Raw genomic sequence first — 22,109 nt, 5'->3', positions numbered from 1 at the left:
AGGTTTGTTATGATCTGCTTAAGGGCAGGCTGAAATGAAAAGTCGTTCCTTCACCAGGAGCACTTTCAATCCAGATGCCCCCATTGTGCCTTTTCATGATATCTGCACTTAAATAAAGACCGATGCCAAATCCAACCGCATTTCTCGCTTTCTGGTCGTCTGCCCTGTAAAAACGTTCAAATACTTTGGACTGGTGTTTATGGTCAATTCCAATTCCATAATCTTTGATAGAAACAATAGCTTCCTCTCCCACGGTCATGGAACTGATCTCCACCATTTTACTTAAAGGCGAATATTTGATGGCATTACTGACCAGATTATCAATTACCTGACCAATTCTGGATCTGTCGCCCTCTATCTTTTCGGCGATTCCCGGACTAAAAAGCAAGGCGTGTGTGCTCGTATGGATCATATAATCTTTGACCACTTCGCTGATCAGGTCATCCAGCATAAAAGGCTCCATTTGCAGATCTACATGTCCGGATTCAATTCTCGACATATCCAGAAAGCTGTAAATCAGCTTTGTCATCCTGTTGACCTGTGATTCTGCACGCGTAGCCAGGTTAATGACATAGTCCGGATCATCTAAGCGTCGGCCCGATTTCAGCATCTGTACATAGGCTTTAATAGAAGTCAGTGGTGTTTTCAGTTCATGACTGGCAATGGCGATAAAGTCATTTTTTTCCATCTGTTCTATTTTATTCTCTGTGATATCAACTGTTGTACCCAGCAATCTGCTCGGAAATTCATATTCATCATAGATCACTTTTCCTGTAGAGCTCATCCAGTGAACAGAATCATCCAGCCACACTATTCTTGATTCACAGTGGTAATAACCAGTTTCAAGTGCGCACATCAAAGCGCTATCAGTGATTGATTTGTCATTGGGGTGCGTAAGGGCATTAATTTCTTCCAGGGTAAGCCTGTCATCCCTGTCCATGCCCAGTAATTCCATTAATGTGGGGGTATAGGTAATCGAATTGCAGTTCAGATCTATATCCCAGCTGCCTATTCCTGTTGCATCACTGGCCATCCGCAAACGTTCTTCGGCATTGGAAACATCTCCGGTTTTACTGCTGCTGTCCAGATAAGTAATAATTACTCCTGCAACGCTGTCCGTTTCGTCGACTACCGCACTATAGCAGAAATTGAAACTTAAATCTTCAATATATAGTCCTTCGCCATCAGCTATCACCAGGTCAACCAGCGGTTTTATACATGGCCAGTTCCTTGTATGGGAATCCGCGGCAGCTTGCCCGATTTTTGCTTCATGCCTGGTTTCCCAGCTCAATTCTGAAACATAAGAATCATTATGAAATTGTATGTACTCCGGACCCCAGAATAAGGCCATTGGAACTTTTGCAGATAAGAGGATACTTAAAGTTGTTTTCAGACTCTGTGGCCAGTTATTTGGAGCGCCTAAAGATGTTTGATTCCAATCAATTGAACGTATGACTTTCGTGCATTCATCAGCTCCTTTTAAAAAACCAACCCTATAATCTGTCAAATTTTCTTCTTTTCCCATTGTATATCAGGTAAATACGCGTAAACCTAATTTAACATTTTATTTTTTTAAATGCATCAATTGTGCTATTCATTTTGTTCTTTTCTTTTTTACTTTCATGAATTCAGTATGATCTTTCAATTTAATTACATTTATAAACTAATAAATTTAATATCCTGTTCATCTGGGCTTAACCTGATGTCAGTTGCTTTGTCCGTTAAAATCCATCTTATGAAATACACCGCTTCATTACTCTTCTTCTTATTCGTTACCAGCTATGGATTTGCGCAGCCAAGGGCCAGCTATAAAATGATCAGCGGGGATAATTATGCAGCGTCTAAAAATTGCTATTTACTCACCTTATTTGAGGAAATACCTGCGCTAAATCACTTCTTAAAAGAGGATAGCATACTGACCATGATTGGTCGTGATAAAAAAGCTCAGCTATTGGCAGCCATCAAAAATTGCGGCAATACTGTAAGCTGTTACACGGATGCGGCAAAGTTTACGCCAGCGGAAATTAAGGAAGTGGGAGGGAGATTAGTTGCGCTGTATCAACCAGAAAACGAATTAGGAGAATTGGTAAAAGATCAGCTGATTCCTTCAGGCTGTTACTATCTATACGCGGCAATGGATCATAAACAGTTGTTACTTAAAGCATGGGAGCAGGATGCCCGCTGTGTAAATCATATGATTGATGTATATGCAGCAGGTAAAAAACCCAACTACGCTAAAATAGATTCCATCAGCTTTAATGTGCTGGATAGAGGATATCCTGAGTTACTGGCCATGAACGCAAGCCTGTCAGTCAATACCCATAATGGAAATTCTTTTTATGCAAGCCTTTTATCATTTGCGCTCACAAGTCTCGATATCAATGAACGTTACCAGGCTGCGGATTACGAACCGCTAAATGAAACTGAAAATAAGTCTGCCCTGGCATATGCAAAAAAGGTCGATTGGGACAATTTTAAATATACGTTAATTCTCGTTCCAGGCGAAGGCCCTGAAGAGGCTGGTGTTGCTTTAAGTGCGGGAGGTATGTTGCGTTGCAGATTAGCCGTTTTACAGTACAAAAATGGGCTGGCACCATTTATTATGGTTTCGGGAGGATGTGTACATCCATTTAAAACCAAATACAATGAGGCCATCGAGATGAAAAAATACCTGATGCAAACTTTGCATATTCCTGAAAAAGTGATTTTGATTGAACCACATGCCAGGCATACCACAACCAACTTGCGCAATTGTGCCAGGATAATTTTCACGAATGGTTTTCCAATGGATAAACCCTGTATTACCTCCACTGCAAAATCCCAGAGTTATTATATCACCAGTATAATGCCTTCGCGCTGTGAACAGGAACTGGGTTATCTGCCTTATAAAAATGGTAAACGCCTGTCAGATCATGAAGCAGAGTTTTATCCGCTTGCGGCAGCTTTGCAGATAGATTTTGATGAACCTATGGATCCTTAAAGAGGGATTGTACCTTTTCTTAACATTGGCTTAATGTCATGCATATACAGTTAGTCTAATTTTGACGCGGTTTAGGGAAGGAAGGATCATCATGACAGATAAAAACTTAGCACAGCAGGTTTTGCTGCAAAGAAGCAGTGAAGGAGATACGGCTGCATTTCAGGAACTTTATCAGTTACATAAAAAAAGTGTTTTTGCGATTGTAAATCTCCGTTTGCCAGATCTGGAAGATGCCAAGGACGTAGTACAGGAAATCTTCATGGAGCTTTGGCTCAAAAGAGCATCGCTTCCTGCTATACGTGATTTCAAACCTTATCTGTATGTCATCTCCCGTAACCATGTCATCTCTGCTTACCGCAGGAAAAATATACAGCTTAAAAATGAAGGTTTACTGCTGGAAGGTCTGAATCAACTGGATTATTCCGCGGAAGAAAATACAATAGCACGCGAACTGCATGAACAGATCAATCTTATTGTGGAGAAATTCCCGGAAACAACGCGTAAATGTTATCACCTCAGCAAAAATGAAGGAAAGAAAAATGGGGAAATAGCTGACATGCTGAACATTTCTGAGAAAACCGTGCGGAATAATATTTCTGAGGCACTCAGGACATTAAGGCTGATCCTGAGGGAAACACATCCTGAAATACTCGCAATGCTATTTTTCATGATGAAGCATTAATCAGGTATCAAAACCTAATATAAAGTTAACAATTCCTTAAAGGACATTCTGTGTTTGAGTGCGTGCTGTAATAAAGCACCATTGTGGACGAGAGATTAAAAACACTATTTGAAAAATACCAGGAAGGTACTGCGAGCGCCGAAGAACGGCAGCTGGTAGAGTCCTGGTTCGACAGCTTTCCGCAGGAGAAAGAAAAGCTGAACCCGGCAGAAGAAGCCAGGGTCTTTGCCGATCTGGACGCGCGCATCAGTGCAATGCTGGGAGAGTCCGGCAAAACGGCTAAAACTAAATTCCGCTGGCTTCAGGTGGCAGCTGTATTTATCGCGCTGATTGGAACTATAACGCTGATCAAAAGAACAGCAGGCACAAAACCTGTACAGCCCGAAACCTATACAGAGATCAGATCACGCAATGGAGAGAAAAAAGAAGTTACGCTTAAAGATGGTACCACGGTATTTCTTAATTCTGGATCCAGCATCTTCATCTCTTCAAAATTTGATCAGCATAACCGCGAAGTCAAATTAACGGGAGAAGCATTTTTCCATGTACACCGTAACGTCAGTAAACCTTTCATTATCCACTCTGGTAAACTGCAGACTACAGTTCTGGGCACTTCATTTGATATTAAAGCTTATCCGGAAGACGACAGGCTTAAAGTCATCGTCTCTACAGGAAAAGTAAAAGTTGAAGCTAATGCCAGGGCTGATGGCAAGCGAATGCTTGTTGCCAGGGGATTGACGCATAATCAATCGCTGGTGTATGACAAAGTGAAAGACACCCATTCGGTTCGACCAGCAAATGCAGATTCTGTGAGTGCCTGGCGCAGCAATCACATGAATTTTGAGCAGGCATCTTATGAAGAGATTGCCAGGACTATCGCCCGCTGGTATAACCTGGAGGTTACGCTCGACCATAGTACTCAGGACTCCAAACGATATACGCTCAGTTTCAACAATGAACCGGCAGATAAAGTACTCAATGTATTGTCAGACTTAACGGGCATGACTTACAAGATGAAAGGCAATAAAGTAACTATTCACCCCAAAAACACAAACTAATACAAACTCAGAAATGCGAAAATTTTACCTCAAACCAGTTTTGAAATTAATGTTAGCCCTAACATTTTTCTTACAGTTTACGCTGCAGGGCTTTGCCGCCGGAGCACAAACAATTAAAGATACGAACATCTCATTTACAGCAAGTAATCTTACGCTGAAAGAGGTCTTCCGGATTATTGAAAAGAAGTCCAGTTTCGTAATTGGCTATGACAATGTGATTGATACCAAAAAGAGGGTTTCATTAACTGTTAAAGATAAAACGGTTTATGACGTTTTAAGACAACTATTAAAAGATTACAAAGGCAGTGTGAGTCAGGTAGATGATTACCATGTATTGATTAAAGTAGAAAAGGAAAAGCAGGTGGAAGCAGTTCCTGCACCAGTAGTTATGACATCTGCAGTTCAGGTACAGGTAACAGGTACGGTAACCGATACTAAAAATGAACCGCTTCCGGGCGTAACCGTGGTTGACCTTACTTCCAATAAAAGAGCAAGCACAGATGGATCAGGAAGATATGCCATCACTGTGGCTTCGGGTTCCAGACTGAGCTTTAACTATATCGGTTTTGAAAAAACAGAGGTGCTGATTACCGATCAGAAAGTGGTCAACGTTAAATTAAAAGAATCCAGTAACGTATTGCAGGAAGTGGTGGCAATTGGTTACCAGAAGATCAGGAAAGCGGATGTGACTGGCGCAATCAGCAGCGTGAAAGCTTCAGAGATGAACCTTTCCGCACCAACAGTGGGCCAGGCGCTGGTAGGTAAAGTTGCAGGTGTGCAGGTGTCGCAAACGAGTGGCGCGCCATATGCCGGTACTAAAATCCGCGTTCGTGGTGTGGGTTCCATCAATGCGAGTTCAGATCCCTTATATGTAATTGATGGTTATCCTGCAGGAAACAATGTATTCGTTAATCCGGAAGATATAGAGACAATAGACATCTTAAAAGATGCTGCATCAGCAGCGATCTATGGTTCGAGAGCTTCTGGTGGTGTGGTAATGATCACCACAAAAAGAGGAAAAGAAGGTAAAGGCAGATTTGAATATGATGTGCAGATGGGTATATCTCAGTTAGCAAAGAAAATCAATTTGCTGGATGCAAATCAGTTCGCTCAACTGGTCATCGATGCACGTAATAATTCATATAAAGACCTGGTAGTCAATGCAGGTAAACCCTGGAATGATGGCATGTATGCTGATAACAATGCTACACGATTGATTAATGCGCCAGGTAATGGATCTTCGATCAGCATCCCTACGGATATTTATAACTTCGGTACACAGTCGCTGATCCCGCAAACGACAAACACAGACTGGCAGGACGAATTGTATAGAAATGCATTTTTTCAACGTCATAACTTATCCTTCTCTGGCGGATCGAAAGACATTAAATATTATGTGAGCAGCGGTTACCAGGATCAGGATGGTATCGTCACCAATACTTCAATGAAAGCAACCAATTTAAGGGCTAATATTGAGGCGACAGTCAATCCACGTATGAAAGTAGGCGCCAATCTGGCTTATACCGAGACCCATAATAAAGAAGTAGGTGAAGGCCGTTTCAGTCCGATGATGTCAGCATTACTTTACATCCCATACTTACCGGCAAGAGACGCGAACGGCGCGCCAATCAAATATTTACAAAATGCGCTGGCCAATCAGTTCGGTTACCAGGGAATTGAAAATCCAATCGCTTCTGTCGAAGAAACAAAATCTAACAGGTTAGCTACCAGAAGTACTTATAATGCGTATGCTACCTATGATCTGTTGAAAGGATTAACTTTTAAAGCCAATCTGGGTACACAGACCTATAATGAAAAATACGATTATTACTTGCCAACCAGTCTGAGCGCAGGTGGTGGTAATGCGCCATACTCTCCACAGTCAATTGCAGATGCAAATGCTATCGCCCAGACTTTATCACAGGTAGATAAGCTGGCAGAGTTTACTTTAAACTACGACAAAACAATTAATAAACACCATTTTAATATCCTGGGGGGTTATTCTGCTCAGCAGGTAACGAGTGACATGATCAAGTTAACAGCTAAAGGTTTCACGAATGATAATGTGACGGAGATTTCTGGTAAAGGCGCTGAAGCAGCTTTCCTTACATTGAACAATGCAATAAAGTCTACCAATACCCTCCTGTCGTATTTCGGCCGTTTCAGCTACAATTATAATGGTAAATATTTCCTGACGGGTTCATTACGTACTGATGGTTCATCAAGGTTCGGTCCTTCAAACAAATGGGGAACATTCCCCTCTGTAGCAGCAGGATGGAGTCTTTCACAAGAAGAATGGTATAACGACTTTTTGGGTGAGCAATCAAATGTGAAACTAAGAGCCAGCTGGGGATTGAGCGGTAATAACAATATTGGTAATTACAATTCAACCCAGACAGCAAGTTCTCCGACAGGAGTAGTTTTTGGCAGCGGTGTGATCTCATCAGGAGTTTTTGCAAATGGTCTGAAAGATCCTAACATTGGCTGGGAGTCTACTTCTCAGTATAATTTAGGTACAGACATCTCCCTATTGAAAAACCGTTTGTCCCTCAATATCAATTATTACCTGAGTAACTCTTATAACCTGTTATTCAATCAGCCTATATCTGCTGTATCCGGTGCTACATCTATCCTTACTAATTTAAAGGACAGTAAAATCCAAAATAAGGGATTTGATTTCCAGGTGGATGGCAGAATTATCAATGCGGATGATTTTACGCTGAATTTAAGTGGTAATATCTCACTGAACAGAAATAAAGTACTGGATCTTGGTGGTTCAAGTACCATCTATACATCTGGTGCAGAACGTTCTTACCTTACCCATATTACACAACAGGGACAACCTGTGGGGATGTTTTATGGTTACCAGGTTTTAGGCAGACTAACTGCTGATAATGTGGGTAAAGTTGCGGCATCATCGGCCTCTACCAATCCGGCCAAAGCAGGAGATCTGTATTTCGAAGACGTCAATGGAGATGGTATCATTAACGAAGCGGATAAAACGGTTATCGGCAGTCCTTATGCCAAATTTACGTATGGATTTGCTTTATCTGCGTCTTATAAATCATTCGACTTCCGTGCTTCATTTAATGGATCTTATGGAAATAAAGTATTGGATGGTCAGGATTATTACCTGTATAACTTCGAAGGATCTGGTAACCAGTATGCAGACGTGGCCGACCGTTATGTATCGCCGGCTCAACCAGGAAGCGGATTAAATTACCGTGCTTCCCGTGGAGGAACGCAAAGTAACAGTACACGTTTATCTTCATTTTATTTACAGGATGGTTCTTATTTAAGGATGACCAATGCCACTTTAGGTTATAATATCCCTAAAAGTTTTGCTCAGCGACTTAAAGTAGAGAATGTACGCATTTACACAGCCGTAGATAATGCATTTACCATTACAAAGTATAAAGGATATAACCCTGATGTAGATTATAATATTAACGCAACCAATAGTGCAACTGGTACAACTACGGCTAATCTTGCTCCCGGAGTAGATTATGGAAACTATCCTTTGGCCAGAACTTTCAACTTAGGTATTAAAGTAACATTCTAAAAAACATATAATGAAACAATATATTTCCATCCTATTTTTAATGGCCCTTGTGTCATTCTCTTCATGCAAGAAGAGCTTTATAGAACAAAATGATCCTAATGCAGGGAATCTTGAAAATGCGTTTAAATCAGAAAATGATGTATTGCTTTTTGTAAACGGTACCTATGCGGCACTGAGGTCTGACAGGAACATAGGCGAGAGCAGCGGACTATATACCGATCAGCGTTCTGATGACACCGGTACAAATGATGCACAGTCCAATTCAGGTGAGCCATTCCAATTCGGTAACTTTAGTATTCTACCGGGTAATACCTATTTAAAATCACATTGGGTAAGCCTTTATGATGCAATCACCAGGTGTAACGTGGTAACCACAAATATTGATAAAGTAACTTTTGCCAATAACAATACGAAAATCAATTACCTGGCAGAGGTTAAATTTATCAGGGCACTGATGTATTTCCAATTGGTGAGAAAATGGGGTGCGGTGCCGCTGGTGACTAAACAATTAGCGCTTAGTGAAGTCGCTGAAAATACCTACAGACAGCCTGAGGCTACTGTTTATGCGCAAATTGTGGCCGATTTAAAGGATGGGCTAACCAGTACACTGCCTAACCTGCAAACAGGTACCAGTGCCGGTCGTGTGTCAAAGGCTGCTATTAATGGCTTATTAGGTCAGGTTTATCTGACTATGGCGACTACATTTGCTGATCAGAAATCAGAAAATCTGACCAACGCAAATACCTATCTGACAGCTGCTTATGGAATGCGCCCTTTTACCACATTATCAGCTATACCTTATGCCAATGTTTTTGATGTCAATCTCAAGACGTCGAATCCTGAAGCAATATTTGAGATTGTAAATGTGCAGGGTGACATCAATTACAAGTCTAACATAGCGGCAGATAATCAGGCTTATGGGGAGACGATTAACTCCCTTAAGGCGCCCACTTCCGTAGGAGGAAACGTAACACCAGATCTCATTAAAGATTATGAAACTGGTGATCTCAGGAAAGATTTCTCCGTAAAATATGCCAGCGATACTAAAGTGCTGGATTATTTTATCACCAAATACAGGGATATCAGCCCTAACGCAACAAAAAATGGCTATGGTGGAAATAACACGCCGATTATGCGTTTTGCAGATATCATCCTGATGCTGGCAGAAGTAAACATGCAGCAGGGAAATGATGCAGCAGCTATTCAATATTTAGATATGGTACGTACCAGGGCAGGACTCCCGCTTTATGCAGTTGCACGTACAAACGCTGCTTATAACACGAAATACCCGACATTAAAGCTGGCTATCTTGCATGAGCGAAGAGTTGAGCTGGCTTTTGAGCATCAACGCTGGTTTGATTTGCTGAGGTTTTTCACCACTCCGGAACTGGTTGCCTACTTCCAGGCAAAATCACAGGCCGACTTTGGAAATGCAAAGTTGTCTAACTTCACCACTAAAGACAGGTATTTCCCTATCCCGCTGGATGAAGTAAAACTGGATCCCGTTAAAATGTACCAGAACCCTGGCTACAATTAATAGCATAACACTATTTTAAACGGAGGAGGAAGCAATTTCTCCTCCGTTTATTTTAAATTCACTTCCTGAATCCATTCGATTAAATCCATGAAATATTCTTTTTTTGCCCTGCTGCTGTTACCAATTGCTTTAATTGCCCAAACCAACAGTGCGGCACCGGATCATAAATCTGCACAGGTAAATGTTTTTTTAGGCTCCTCAGGAGACCACGGACAATTATCGCCTGCCGCCACTTCACCTTTCAGTATGTTAAGTATTGGCCCTCAAACCTATCCTAAACTCCATGCGGGTTACGAGCACAAAGCAAAGCTATTTCTAGGCTTCACCCACAATCGTTTTGAAGGCGTAGGTTGTCAGGGTAGTGGAGGGAATATTTTAATCAAACCCTTTCTTGGTAATAACCCGGAAATGTCTAAGCTCATCAAAGCCAGCGAATCTGCTGCACCGGGCAATTATCAGGTCACATTTACCAATAAAATCAGTGCGAGATTTGCCGTGTCGGAAAAACAGGGATTAGAAAATTATACTTTTCCCTCAGGAGAGAAAGGTTTTTATATTGATCTGAGTCATACCCTGGCCAATAAATTTGTCAGCGAGTCGCATGTCATCAGCGGACAAACTATCAGCGGACATATAGAGGCAAGGACTACCTGCAATGTGGGTACCTACAAAATTTACTACGCTATTCATATCAATCAGCCGGTCATCTGGGCAGATAGTGCAAACCATAAACTAACCGCAACCTTAAATGCGCAGGAAAGTGATGTGCAAATCAGAATCGCTTTTTCATCAGTCGATGTTGCACATGCAAGCGCTGCTTTAGGAACACAATCTTATGCGCAATTGACAGATGCAGCTACGCGGGAATGGGATCAGGTATTGGGTAGAATTAAAGTCAGTGGTGATCCGTCACGGGAGAAACTGTTTTATTCGCTTTTATACCGTACCATGCAATCTCCTTATGTGATCTCTGAAAAAGATGGCAGTTACAGGGGAACCAACGGCGTTATAGGTAAAACTAAAGAACCACTGTATAATGGCTGGGCTATCTGGGATAATTACCGTACCCAGTTGCCTTTACTGGCCATTACCTTACCAGAAAAATACGCAGGCATCACTACTTCCATTGCCAATTTGTATGCCAATGGTAAAAAAGATTATGCTTCACAGCATGAACCTTCCAACACCGTAAGAACGGAACATGCTATAGTTGTCCTGCTGGATGCTTACCGTAAAGGTTACAAAGTAAACTTCGCGGCGATCTGTGATTCACTGATCAAAGATGTAGACCTGTTGGATTACAGCCATCCGGATAAGGCATTGGAATCAAGTTATGACGCATGGGCACTTTCACAAATCCTGAAAGTATTAAAGAAGGATGAGCTCAGTGCTAAATACCTTAAAAAAGCAGCAGAATATAAAACCTACTGGAAGAAAGATTTTGAGGATCTTACTAAAAAAGATGTCGACCAGGTTTCTGCAAGAGGATTATACCAGGGAACGATCCTGCAATACAGATGGTTTGCACCATTTGACCTGAAAGGTTTAATGGAATTAATGGGAGGTGAGCAGGCTTACATTAAACAACTGTATCATTTCTTTGCTAACGATCAATACAATCATGCGAATGAACCTGATACGCAGGCGCCGTTCATGTATAATGCAACTGCTGAACCCTGGAAGTCCCAGGCGCTGGTACATCAAATTGCGGCCGACACGGTGGTGCAGTATTATTTCAATGACAACAGCAGGGGAATAGATCCTTTTATAGACCGTATTTATAAAAATCAGCCAGATGCCTTCATCCGTACGATGGATGATGATGCAGGTGCGATGTCTGCGTGGTACATATTTGCTGCGTGCGGCTTTTCTCCGGCAGCGATAGGCTCTCCTGTTTATTACCTGAACGTACCTTTATTTAAAGATGTTTCTTTCGAATTGCCGAAAGGAAAAACTTTCCGGGTACATGTGGATAACTATGTGGATAACCATGTTTATGTGTGGAAAGTCACGCTTAATGGTAAGGTTATTAACCGTTTATGGATTACACATGAGGAGATCATGAATGGTGGAAAACTGGTCATTGAAGCTGCTGCGGAACCCAATAAAAGCCTGGGAATAAATAACAGATGGGTTGCTGAATTAGATTGATTTGTACGAAGAGATTGCCTAAAGGTTTTCTCTTCTCACAATTTCAGTATCCAGTACACGCGTTTGAAACTCCGTAACTGGTCGCCTGGCCTCGATCATTTCAATCAGTAACGAAATAGCTACCTGGCCCATTTCAAAAGCGGGTTGTTTTACTGAAGTCAGGGAAGGGGAGAAGAGGTTAACCAGGTTTGAATTCGTGAATCCTGCAATTTCTATCTGGTGTGCCAGTTCAGGATTGGTATTTTTAATGGCATTGATATAACCAGTGGTGAGACGGTCATTTGCAATAAATATGCCTTCTGGTTTTAATGGCAGCAGTTCTTTAACTGCTGTTTCCAATTCTTCTGCATGCATTCCTCCATGCGGGCAGAATTTAACCAGTTCTGGTCTGAATGGAATAGCATGCGCTGCCAATGCTTGCTTGTAACCTTCCAGACGTTCTTTGGTGTTAGACAAACTCTCTGCATTGGTTAAGTGTGCAATCACCTTTTTACCCGAATGGATCAGGTGTTCCGTCGCATCAAATGCACCCTGTGAATTATTCGCGATAACCTTATGTGTCTCAAAATCGTCAGGAACCCGGTCAAAAAATACAACCGGTAACCCTTTTGCATACAGCTCTTTCAGGTAGCTGATATCTTTTGTCTCAGAAGAAAGGGAGATCAGTAAGCCGTCAATAGAGCGGGAAGCAAGATGTTCTACGTTGAGTTTTTCAAGTTTGAATGACTCATGGCTTTGAGAGATAATCACGTGATAACCTTTGTCATACGCAATTGATTCAATTCCATTGATTACCTGCGAGAAAAAATTGTTGGCAATTTCGCTGACAATAATGCCGATGGAATAACTCCTGCGCTCTTTCAGACTACGTGCAATCGGGTTTGCCCGGTAGTTGATTTTATTCGCATAATCCATCACTACCTTTTTTGTCTCCTCACTAATTTCGTAACGGTCCCTTAAAGCCCGGGATACCGTAGAAGTGGATAACCCGAGTGCTTTAGCAATATCTTTTAACGTAGGAGTTTCGAATCTCATCTCCCCGCCAAAATACAAAAATTATTTGTTGCCTGTAGCGGGGAGAATTAATTAAAGACTAACGCCTCTTTTCCAGGGGATAAAATCATCCTGGTTCAGCAGTACTGATTTAGGGATAACTTCGCCGCTGGCAGCTTTTATACAGTATTCCAGAATGTCTTCGCCCATTTCTTCAATCGTCTTTTCACCTTCTATCACCGGACCTGTATTGATGTCAATAATATCGCTCATCCGTTTGGTTAGCGCATTATTGGTAGAAACCTTGATTGTCGGACAGATCGGATTACCTGTCGGAGTACCTAAACCTGTGGTAAACAGGATCAGCGTTGCCCCTGATGCAGCTTTTCCGGTGGTTGCTTCTACATCATTTCCCGGTGTACATACCAGGTTCAATCCTGATTTAATGGCGGGCTCGGTATAGTCCAGCACGTCTTCAACAGGGGAAGTTCCTCCCTTCTTAGCGGCTCCGGTGCTTTTTATCGCATCTGTGATCAGTCCATCTTTAATATTTCCCGGTGAAGGGTTCATATGAAAACCCGAACCTGCATTCAGTGCCGCATTGTTATAAGAAGTCATCAGCATGATGAATTTCCTTGCTGCTGCTTCATCTTTCGTACGGTCAATCAACTGCTGTTCTGCACCACAAAGCTCAGGGAACTCTGCCAGTAAAATGGTTCCGCCAAGCGCCACCACCAGGTCGGACGTATAACCTACCGCCGGGTTTGCACTGATCCCGCTAAAACCATCACTGCCCCCACATTTTACGCCAATCACCAGTTTGCTGAGCGGGGCCGGCTGTCTTTCAATTTTATTGATCTCTACCAGACCCAGAAAGGTTTTGCGAATAGCATCTTTAACCAGCTGTTCTTCACTTTGCGACTGCTGCTGCTCGAAAATAAACAGTGGCTTATCAAAATGCGGGTTCCTTGCTTTCAGATCATCCATAAAATCCTGCACCTGTAAGTTCTGGCAGCCCAGGCTCAATACGGTGACCCCTGCAACATTGGGATGGTCGGCATAAGCGGATAAAAGTTTGCTCAGCACTGCTGCATCCTGACGGGTACCACCACAGCCGCCCTGATGGTTCAGGAATTTAATACCATCCACGTTTTTAAAAACGCGGCTGGCCACAGGGTTTGCCTGTCCTAAACCGGCGGTATCAGCTTCAGCCAGGTTCTCACCATTTTTATAGGCATCCACCAGCTGATGGGTATAAGATTTGTATTTATCCGTCACTGCATAACCCAATTCATTATGCAGCGCTTCACGAATGACGTCCAGATTTCTGTTTTCGCAGAAGACCGTAGGAATAAACAGCCAGTAATTTGCTGTACCTACACGACCATCAGGACGTACGTAACCGTTAAATGTACGGCCTTCATATTTTGATACATCAGGTGCATGCCATTCATAATGATAAGGGCGGAACTCAAAAGGATCAGATGCATGTTTTGTATTTTCTGTATCCATTAAGCCACCCTGAGGAATGAAATGCTGTGCTTTACCTACCAGCACGCCATACATCATAATCGGATCGCCGATATGCATATCCTGCATAAAAAACTTGTGCTTGGCATGTATATCATCCTGTAAAGTATAAGTATGACCATCATGAATGATTGTTTCGCCTTTGTTCAGGTCCTGAAGGGCGACCAGCACGTTATCATTTGGATGGATTTTTAATATTCTCGTTATCATTTTATCAGATCTTAATCATTATAATACCTATGGCTTCCCGTTTCCCCGGTTTTATTTCTTTGCAGGTACCTGCGAAATCAGCCAGTTCACTAAATCATTCGTTGCCTTAAAGTTCTCCAGCTCTGCCGGCAGTTTACGCCCGTCGATATATTCATTGTAGAACCATGGATCTCCTACTGCAAAGATAGTTCCTTTACCATATTTTGCTGTCGCCACAATCACATCTCCTTTATCTTTTAAAGCGGCAACCGCCTTATCTTTAATTGTTATTGTGGAAATCTCCTTGATATAAACCTTTTTTGCCGTTTTAAATATGGTGTTGCCGGAAGGGATGGCAATTGCCCCCTGTGCAAAATTAAGTCCCTGCACCTTGTTCCTGCTGTCCTCATTGAAGCGTATGCCGAAAATTTCCGGCAGCACATTAAATTTACTGATCTCACAATTGCCCGTATCGTTTAATAACAAAACCAGCACACCGCCTTTTTCGACCCATTCGCTGATCTGTTTTGCATGTGCAGCAGTCATATAATTTGGTTTGGGCGATTCCTTTTCCGTATCCGGATCTACAATGATATAGATATCCGTTCCTTTAAGGTTAGACTGTTCAGGTGCTGCTGCCAGTGTTTTAGTTTTTACACCTGCGTTATTGAACACATGCCCTAATAGAGAGAACCCGTTATTATCATCCTCTTCCCATAGATAATGGAAAGGAATCTTTTCACCTGCCGGACCATCCTTAAATTCATTGTTGAAAAAGTTGTCTACCGTTACAGTTTTACCCAGTCCCGGTTTAGGCATTGCTGCCATTTCCATTTCACTCGCAGCGAGGATAGCTGCGCCCACACCTTTCGGGTCATTCGTAATTACCTTTTCGCTCATATAATAATCGAAACTGCCATCACGGTAGACGGTTTTGCCGCCCAGTCCCGAAACAGTCACCGTACCTTTTAAATCAGCCCTGTCGCTGCTGCGGTCTACCACAAACTCTTTTTTCAAGCCTGCATAACCTTTAACCGCCGCAGGGAAATAAGATTTTGGCAGATAACCTTTACGTACTCCTTTTGCAAATCCATAAACAAACATTGCCGAAGCAGAAGATTCCAGGTAATTACCTTTACGTGCGGGCATGTCCAGGATATCATACCATACGCCGGATTTAACATCCTGGTATTTTGCAGCAGCTTTGGCCGTGCGGCCTAAAATTGCGAGCAATTCTTTTCGCTGCGGATGATTTTCAGGGAAATAATCCAGCACATCTACCAGCGCCATGATATACCAGCCCATTGCACGTCCCCAGAAGTTAGGCGACTGGCCTGTTTTTTTATCTGCCCATTTCTGTTCCCTTGATTCATCCCAGCCATGGTAAAGCAGGCCGGTTTTGCTGTCCCGTGCATGTTTTTCCATCAGGATAAACTGGTTGGCGATATCATCGAAAGCTTCTTTTTTATTCATCATCGCCGCATATTCTGCATAAAACGGCTCGCCCATATACAAGCCGTCAAGCCACATCTGGTGCGGATATATTTCTTTGTGCCAGAAACCACCTTCTTTAGTACGCGGGTGTTTTTGGAGTTGCTCCCATAACAGATTGGCTGCGGTCAGGTATTTTTGCTGACCCGTTACTTTATATAACAAGAGCAGTGAACGCCCATTTTTTACATGATCTATATTGTACTCATCAGGGCGGTAATTTTTGATAGTGCCCGATGACGAAACATAGTTATCCATAGCCCGCTGGATATACCTGAAATAGTCGCCATCTCCCGTATTGCGCCACACCGCTGTTGCACCTTCGAGGAGTACCCCCATATCGTAAGACCATTTTGCGCTGGCAGAAGTATCTGTGAAAAAGGTTTCCCTGGCCATTAAGGTCAGTTTTTCTGCGGTAGATTTCTGCTGAGCTAAAGCGGTGTTCACCGAACCCGCCAATAGCAGTATAAAAATGCCCGATTTGATCATATCTCTGTTCATCATTATTTATTGATCTGTAAAGCAGATGCTTTTACGTCTGCGCTTATCACTTTTATTTTTTTAGCACCGGATACAGTGGTTCCGCTTACTTTGACTGACTTCGTTTTTTCTCCCGTGAGGTTAAATAACAGCTCAGCACCGGTCTTAAATTGTAACTGGTTAAAGGTGATCTTTGTACTGTTTTGTAGAGAGACCAACGGATCAGAGTTATTAACAATGATATTAACATTTTTAAAATTGATGTCAGTTGCTTCGATACATTCTATTCCTTTTTCTGCCTGGATAGTCACATTTTCCAGGTTGATATTTTTAATGTTCATCTCAGGAAGTCCCCTTAAAAAGATTGCTTTTGAAGCTCCGCTACCTACAATATCCTTAATAAAAAAGTTCCTGAATTGTGGAGTAGCCTCTGTTACAGGGATTAATACAGTTTTTATCGCTTCTCTTATTTCTCCTGCCAGGGGGATCGGATCCTTTGCCGCATAATACATGTCGAACAAAATTGCCTCACCAGCAATATCGATCATATTGATGTTGTTCACATAAATGTTTTCCACAATTCCACCGCGACCGCGTGTGGTTTTGAAACGTAAACCGATATCGGTTCCGATAAATGAGCAGTCGGAAACCCAGATATTTCTTGCACCTCCGCTCATCTCACTACCAATCACAAAACCTCCATGTGCATGGTAAACAATATTATTCCTGATGATCACATCTTCCGTTGGCACCCCTCTGGAACGACCCGCTTCATCACGACCTGATTTGATACAGATACCGTCATCACCTACATCAAAGGTGCTGTTCTCTATCAAAACGTTTTTGCAGGATTCCACATCTACACCATCACCATTTTGTGCATACCATGGATTTTTCACCTGCAGGTCGCGCAATGTTAAATCCACACAAAGCAGGGGGTGCAGGTTCCATGCGGGTGAATTCTGGAAAGTAACCCCTTCCAGTAATACTTTTTTGCAGCCCGTTAGAACCACCAGGTTTGGTCGCAGGAAATCTTTAATATCATCATAATCAGCCGCAGTACTGCCTGGCGTAATTGTACCGGCATTTTTTGTTTTGGAACCTTTAACGACTTTTGCTGAAGGATACCAGATCTTATTGTCGGCACTCACTTCTCCGCCAGAGGCTAACAGTTTTTTCCACTGCGTTTCTGTCAGCTTATCTCTTTTAACCATGCGCCATGCATCGCCGTTACCATCAATAATACCTTTACCCGTGATAGCGATGTTTTCCAGGTTGGTTCCTGAAATGGGCGATTGGTTTCTCCAGGCTGGTGCGCCTTCCCAGTTTGCTTCTACCAGTTTATACTGGTTAAAGTCGTCCGTAAAAAACAGGATCGCATCCCTTTGGATATGCAGGTTTACATTACTTTTCAATTCTACCGGTCCCGTAAGCCATAAGCCTGAGGGTACCAAAACAACTCCGCCGCCCTTTTTACTGCAATCGTCAATCGCCTTATTGATACTCGATGTATTCATAAAAAGGCCATCATTTTTAGCCCCATAACTGGTGATGCTAATGGTGTCTTTTTTAAATTCAGGCTGTTGTATGACTGGTAATGCAGGTTTTAATTGTGCTGAGACTGTTGTTGCGCAGCAGAAAAATAAACTGGCAATCACAGATAAGCGAAAAATGCGGGATGGAGCTATACTACGGTTCATTTGGTTAGCGGTTTAATCAATACTTGGTTATAACAAGTGTACAATGTTTGGCTGTAAAACAGAAGAGAAATCTATGCAATCGTTGCCGGTAAAATATAGGAACAGAAAATCAGCGTTTCAGATCTGGAACCCATCCACGAAATACGTTGGCATAAGTGTAAGCTTTAGCCTGTTCATCGTTTAATTGATGTGCCCATTTTGCCCGGCGATGAGCACCGGCTCCTCTTCCTGTATTTTTATATTCTGAAAATACCGCTGTCTTTTCATTGCTTTCCTTGCCCCAGTTGCTCCATCCCTCAGGGTGGATGATTGCCGGAAGTTCACAATATAAAAAGGCCGACTTCCCATAAGGTCTCCAGGGTCTGCCGAGATAAAAACTCTGATCGGGTGCATTACCCGTCACCTTACAACGGTTAAAGACATAGCCGTATTTTACCGTATCTGCCGTTGAAGGTGCTGTCAGATAACCTCCTTTTCTGGCAAATAAAGTACAGGTTTCAAACCATGCCGTCGAAGAGCCAAATATGAAATCTACCGTACCCTCAATATAACAGTTTACATACAACTGCCTGTTATTTCCGCCATAAGTATATAAGGTGTCCTGAAAGCCCAGGAAGCGGCAGTTGTTAAAAATTGACTGATCACCACCTGCCCAGACCGCCACTGCTTGTCCTACCGGGCCTGAAGAATTTTCGAAGGTGATGTTCTCTGCGGAAAAATCATTGCCGTAAATATAGAAACTCGCCGATCCTGATGTACCTTTTTCTTCCCCAAAAGTATTTTTCTTCTGCGCGTAATCATCATAAGTTAAAATGGTTTCATCCCTGCTCTCGCCAATAAATTTCACCAGCTGTTTTGAGCCGGGTAAGATCAGTTTTTCCTTATAGATTCCTTTTTTGATGAAAATCACGGTAGTTTTTTTTCTGAAATCCGGTACGGCATTGATCGCTTCCTGTACAGTTTTATAATTACCGCTGCCGTCTTGCGCCACAATGAAATCTGATTTTACGGCAGCTTTAACAGCAAAAGTTAAAATCCACAGACTAATGAAAAGGATGTGCTTCATGTTTAATATACTTGGTTACAGGCAATGCTAAGCATTAAAATCCGAATCTTGAACGATCCGGGGCAGAGAAAAACTGCAAACGCTGCCGGGAACGATTGCATGATAATATTTTGTTTTATGTTTAAAAATCAATTAATCTTGCTGAAGACCTGTACTCCGGGTTATACCAATATAAACAAAGAACAGATGAAATCTATTTTATCAATAGTGTTATTCAGTTTGCCTGTATTTACTACAATGGCACAAAAAACCAGTCCGGCTCCCTACGTTTCCAAGGTATGGGTAGCTGATCAGGGGAACGGCACTTATAAAAATCCTGTTTTGAATGCAGATTATTCTGATCCCGATGCGATCCGTGTGGGGGATGACTATTATATGATTGCATCCAGTTTTGATGGCATCCCCGGTCTACCTATCTTGCATTCGAGGGATCTGGTCAACTGGACTATTCTTGCACATGCGTTAATTAAACAGCCGCCCTTTGAGCATTTCTCTACAGTGCAGCATGGCAATGGTGTCTGGGCTCCGGCAATCCGTTACCATAATGGCGAATTCTATATTTATTATCCTGATCCTGATTTCGGTATTTATGTCACCAGAGCTAAAACCGTAACCAGTAAGTGGTCGGCACCGACTTTAGTGAAAGCCGGAAAAGGACTTATTGATCCCTGCCCTTTGTGGGATGAAGACGGACAGGCTTATTTAGCTTATGCTTATGCAGGGAGTAGGGCGGGTATCAAGAGTGTGGTTGCGGTGATGAAGTTAAACAGCGAAGGAACCAAAGCCACGGATGAAGGAAATATTGTGTACGACGGACATGAGCTGGATCCAACAATTGAAGGCCCTAAATTTTATAAGCGTAATGGCTATTATTATGTGTTTGCTCCGGCGGGAGGAGTTTCCACGGGATGGCAGCTGGTGCTGAGAAGCAAAAATATATACGGTCCTTATGAGAGGAAAGTAGTGATGGATCAGGGAAAAAGTAATGTTAATGGTCCGCATCAGGGTGCATGGGTCGATACTAAAAGCGGGGAGGACTGGTTTCTGCATTTTCAGGATAAAGATGCTTATGGTCGCGTAGTTCACCTGCAGCCGATGAAGTGGGTGAACAACTGGCCGGTAATTGGCACAGATACAGATAATGATGGGAAGGGGGAGCCGGTACTGACTTACAAAAAACCGAATACAGGCAAGGTATACCCAGTTCAGACCCCTCAGGAAAGTGATGAGTTTAATGACAATATTTTAGGTCGCCAGTGGCAATGGCAGGCCAATCCCCAGGCTACCTGGGCATTTACCAATGCAGCAAAAGGAGTATTGAAACTCTATACTGCTAAAATGCCGGATGAGGGCAAAAATCTTTGGGATCTGCCCAATATCCTGATGCAGAAGTTCCCTGCAGAGGTATTCATGGCAACAACTAAGCTGGAGTTTAAGCCTAACATGAAGCTGGAAAATGAACGTGCAGGTTTAGTTGTCATGGGTAGAAGTTATGCCAGTATTGGTATTAAGAACAAGAAGAACGGTCTATGTCTCTTTAGTGCTGTCGGGAGTGATGCAGATAAAGGCAAAGCAGAGAGTGAAACCATTGTAACCAAACTCAATACTTCAACTATTTATTTGCGTGTGACAGTCACTTCGGGAGCGGAATGCCAGTTCAGCTATAGTCTTGATGGTATAACCTTTATCAAAACAGGGAATCCTTTTCAGTCGACCGCCGGGCAATGGATTGGTGCTAAAGTAGGGCTGTTTGCCGTTAGAGATACAGCAACAAATGATTCAGGTTCTGCAGAGTATGATTGGTTCAGAATTGAGGCAGTCAAATAAAAAGCACAAATAAAACCGGCTTTATAGCCTGCGAGCATTTTTATTTTATAAATTTAACGCATTAAAATCTCTTTATAAAATATTACAGCCCTTTTCGCAATAACAAAATGGTATTGCGCCTTCGATAGCCACCTGGTTATTGAATGAAGAATTATGTATCAAATTTATAAAGATTATTATGCAACAAAAGATAAAAATCGCTGTTCTCGGCGGTACAGGCAAAGCGGGTAAATACCTCGTTAAACAATTACGCAAACAAGGTTTTCAAATCAAACTCCTGCTCAGAAATCCTGAAAATTTTCCAATCAAAGATCCGCTGATAGAACTGGTGAAAGGTGATGCAAGGTATTACGAGCCAGTCAGGAATCTCATCGAGGATTGTGTTGCAGTGCTGAGCACGATTGGTCAGCCTGTAGGAGAACCCACTATCTTTAGTCAGGCTACAATCAATGTATTGCAGGCCATGCAGGAGTTTGGCGTCAGGCGCTATATTGTCGCTACAGGTTTAAATGTCGATACTCCCGCAGATCAGAAGAATCCGGTTGTAGCAGCTGGTACTGCCTGGATGAAAGCCAACTATCCGCTAACCACAGCAGATAAGCAGGTGGAGCTGGATCTGTTAATGAAGAGTGATGTCGACTGGACCCTGGTTCGCCTCCCCTTAATCGGACAGACTGATGAGCGGTCAGCAATGGCTGTCAGTCTGATCGATTGTCCCGGAGAACATATCAGTGCTACAGATTTAGCTTGTTTCATGATTGAACAGCTTGATAAGGGAACCTACATCAGGCAGGCCCCTTTCATAGCTAATGTATAAGAAGGAGTAATAACAGAGACGGGATTATTTCCAGATCCGGTCTCTG

14 protein-coding genes are annotated in these 22,109 nt (G+C 42.5%); 8 read left to right on the top strand and 6 right to left on the bottom strand.

Features of this window, described 5'->3' with window-relative positions:
• Nucleotides 1-7: 7 nt before the first annotated feature.
• The gene (locus tag OQX62_RS22455) at nt 8-1,525 is read right to left on the bottom strand and encodes a sensor histidine kinase (protein ID WP_265833905.1); all 1,518 of its coding nucleotides are present in this window, start codon (nt 1,523-1,525) and stop codon (nt 8-10) included.
• Nucleotides 1,526-1,735: 210 nt separating this feature from the next.
• Between OQX62_RS22455 and OQX62_RS22450 the strand changes: the two genes are divergently transcribed.
• The 6 genes from OQX62_RS22450 (at nt 1,736) to OQX62_RS22425 (ending at nt 11,970) form a co-directional block, all read left to right on the top strand.
• Complete coding sequence (locus OQX62_RS22450; protein ID WP_265833904.1) at nt 1,736-2,980, top strand: YdcF family protein; 1,245 nt, start codon at nt 1,736-1,738, stop codon at nt 2,978-2,980.
• A 91-nt stretch (nt 2,981-3,071) separates the two neighbouring features.
• Nucleotides 3,072-3,662: an RNA polymerase sigma factor gene (locus OQX62_RS22445; protein WP_265833903.1), complete on the top strand. Its 591-nt coding sequence runs from the start codon at nt 3,072-3,074 to the stop codon at nt 3,660-3,662.
• A gap of 83 nt (nt 3,663-3,745) precedes the next feature.
• Nucleotides 3,746-4,720: a FecR family protein gene (locus OQX62_RS22440; protein ID WP_265833902.1), complete on the top strand. Its 975-nt coding sequence runs from the start codon at nt 3,746-3,748 to the stop codon at nt 4,718-4,720.
• A 49-nt stretch (nt 4,721-4,769) separates the two neighbouring features.
• On the top strand, nt 4,770-8,282 hold the full coding sequence (locus OQX62_RS22435) for a SusC/RagA family TonB-linked outer membrane protein (protein WP_265833901.1): 3,513 nt from the start codon (nt 4,770-4,772) through the stop codon (nt 8,280-8,282).
• 10 nt (nt 8,283-8,292) lie between these two features.
• Nucleotides 8,293-9,819, top strand: coding sequence for a RagB/SusD family nutrient uptake outer membrane protein (locus tag OQX62_RS22430; RefSeq protein ID WP_265833900.1), 1,527 nt, complete (start codon nt 8,293-8,295; stop codon nt 9,817-9,819).
• 87 nt (nt 9,820-9,906) lie between these two features.
• Entirely contained in the window at nt 9,907-11,970 is a 2,064-nt protein-coding gene (locus OQX62_RS22425) for a glycoside hydrolase domain-containing protein (RefSeq protein WP_265833899.1), read from the top strand.
• 18 nt (nt 11,971-11,988) lie between these two features.
• On the opposite strand, the gene OQX62_RS22420 is transcribed toward OQX62_RS22425, so the two are convergent.
• The 5 genes from OQX62_RS22420 to OQX62_RS22400 form a co-directional block, all read right to left on the bottom strand.
• Nucleotides 11,989-13,005, bottom strand: a complete 1,017-nt coding sequence (locus tag OQX62_RS22420) for a LacI family DNA-binding transcriptional regulator (RefSeq protein ID WP_265833898.1) — start codon at nt 13,003-13,005, stop codon at nt 11,989-11,991.
• Nucleotides 13,006-13,056: 51 nt separating this feature from the next.
• Complete coding sequence (locus OQX62_RS22415; protein WP_265833897.1) at nt 13,057-14,703, bottom strand: UxaA family hydrolase; 1,647 nt, start codon at nt 14,701-14,703, stop codon at nt 13,057-13,059.
• 51 nt (nt 14,704-14,754) lie between these two features.
• Entirely contained in the window at nt 14,755-16,677 is a 1,923-nt protein-coding gene (locus tag OQX62_RS22410; protein ID WP_322973795.1) for a glycoside hydrolase family 88 protein, read from the bottom strand.
• Entirely contained in the window at nt 16,677-18,353 is a 1,677-nt protein-coding gene (locus OQX62_RS22405) for a glycoside hydrolase family 28 protein (protein ID WP_265833896.1), read from the bottom strand. The genes OQX62_RS22410 and OQX62_RS22405 overlap by 1 nt, the downstream gene beginning before the upstream one ends.
• Before the next feature lie 109 nt (nt 18,354-18,462).
• Nucleotides 18,463-19,419, bottom strand: coding sequence for a pectinesterase family protein (locus OQX62_RS22400; protein WP_265833895.1), 957 nt, complete (start codon nt 19,417-19,419; stop codon nt 18,463-18,465).
• Between the two features lie 186 nt (nt 19,420-19,605).
• On the opposite strand from OQX62_RS22400, the gene OQX62_RS22395 reads away from it, so the two are divergent.
• Nucleotides 19,606-21,246, top strand: a complete 1,641-nt coding sequence (locus OQX62_RS22395) for a glycoside hydrolase 43 family protein (protein ID WP_416276595.1) — start codon at nt 19,606-19,608, stop codon at nt 21,244-21,246.
• A gap of 178 nt (nt 21,247-21,424) precedes the next feature.
• Nucleotides 21,425-22,063 carry an NAD(P)-dependent oxidoreductase gene (locus OQX62_RS22390; protein WP_265833894.1) on the top strand — a complete coding sequence of 213 codons (639 nt, stop codon included), beginning with the start codon at nt 21,425-21,427 and terminating at the stop codon, nt 22,061-22,063.
• Nucleotides 22,064-22,109 lie beyond the last annotated feature (46 nt).

Source organism: Pedobacter sp. MR2016-24, assembly GCF_026239655.1.
GTDB lineage: Bacteria > Bacteroidota > Bacteroidia > Sphingobacteriales > Sphingobacteriaceae > Pedobacter.
Note: the sequence above shows the minus strand (reverse complement) of the source record. Positions and strands in the feature narration are given on the sequence as shown.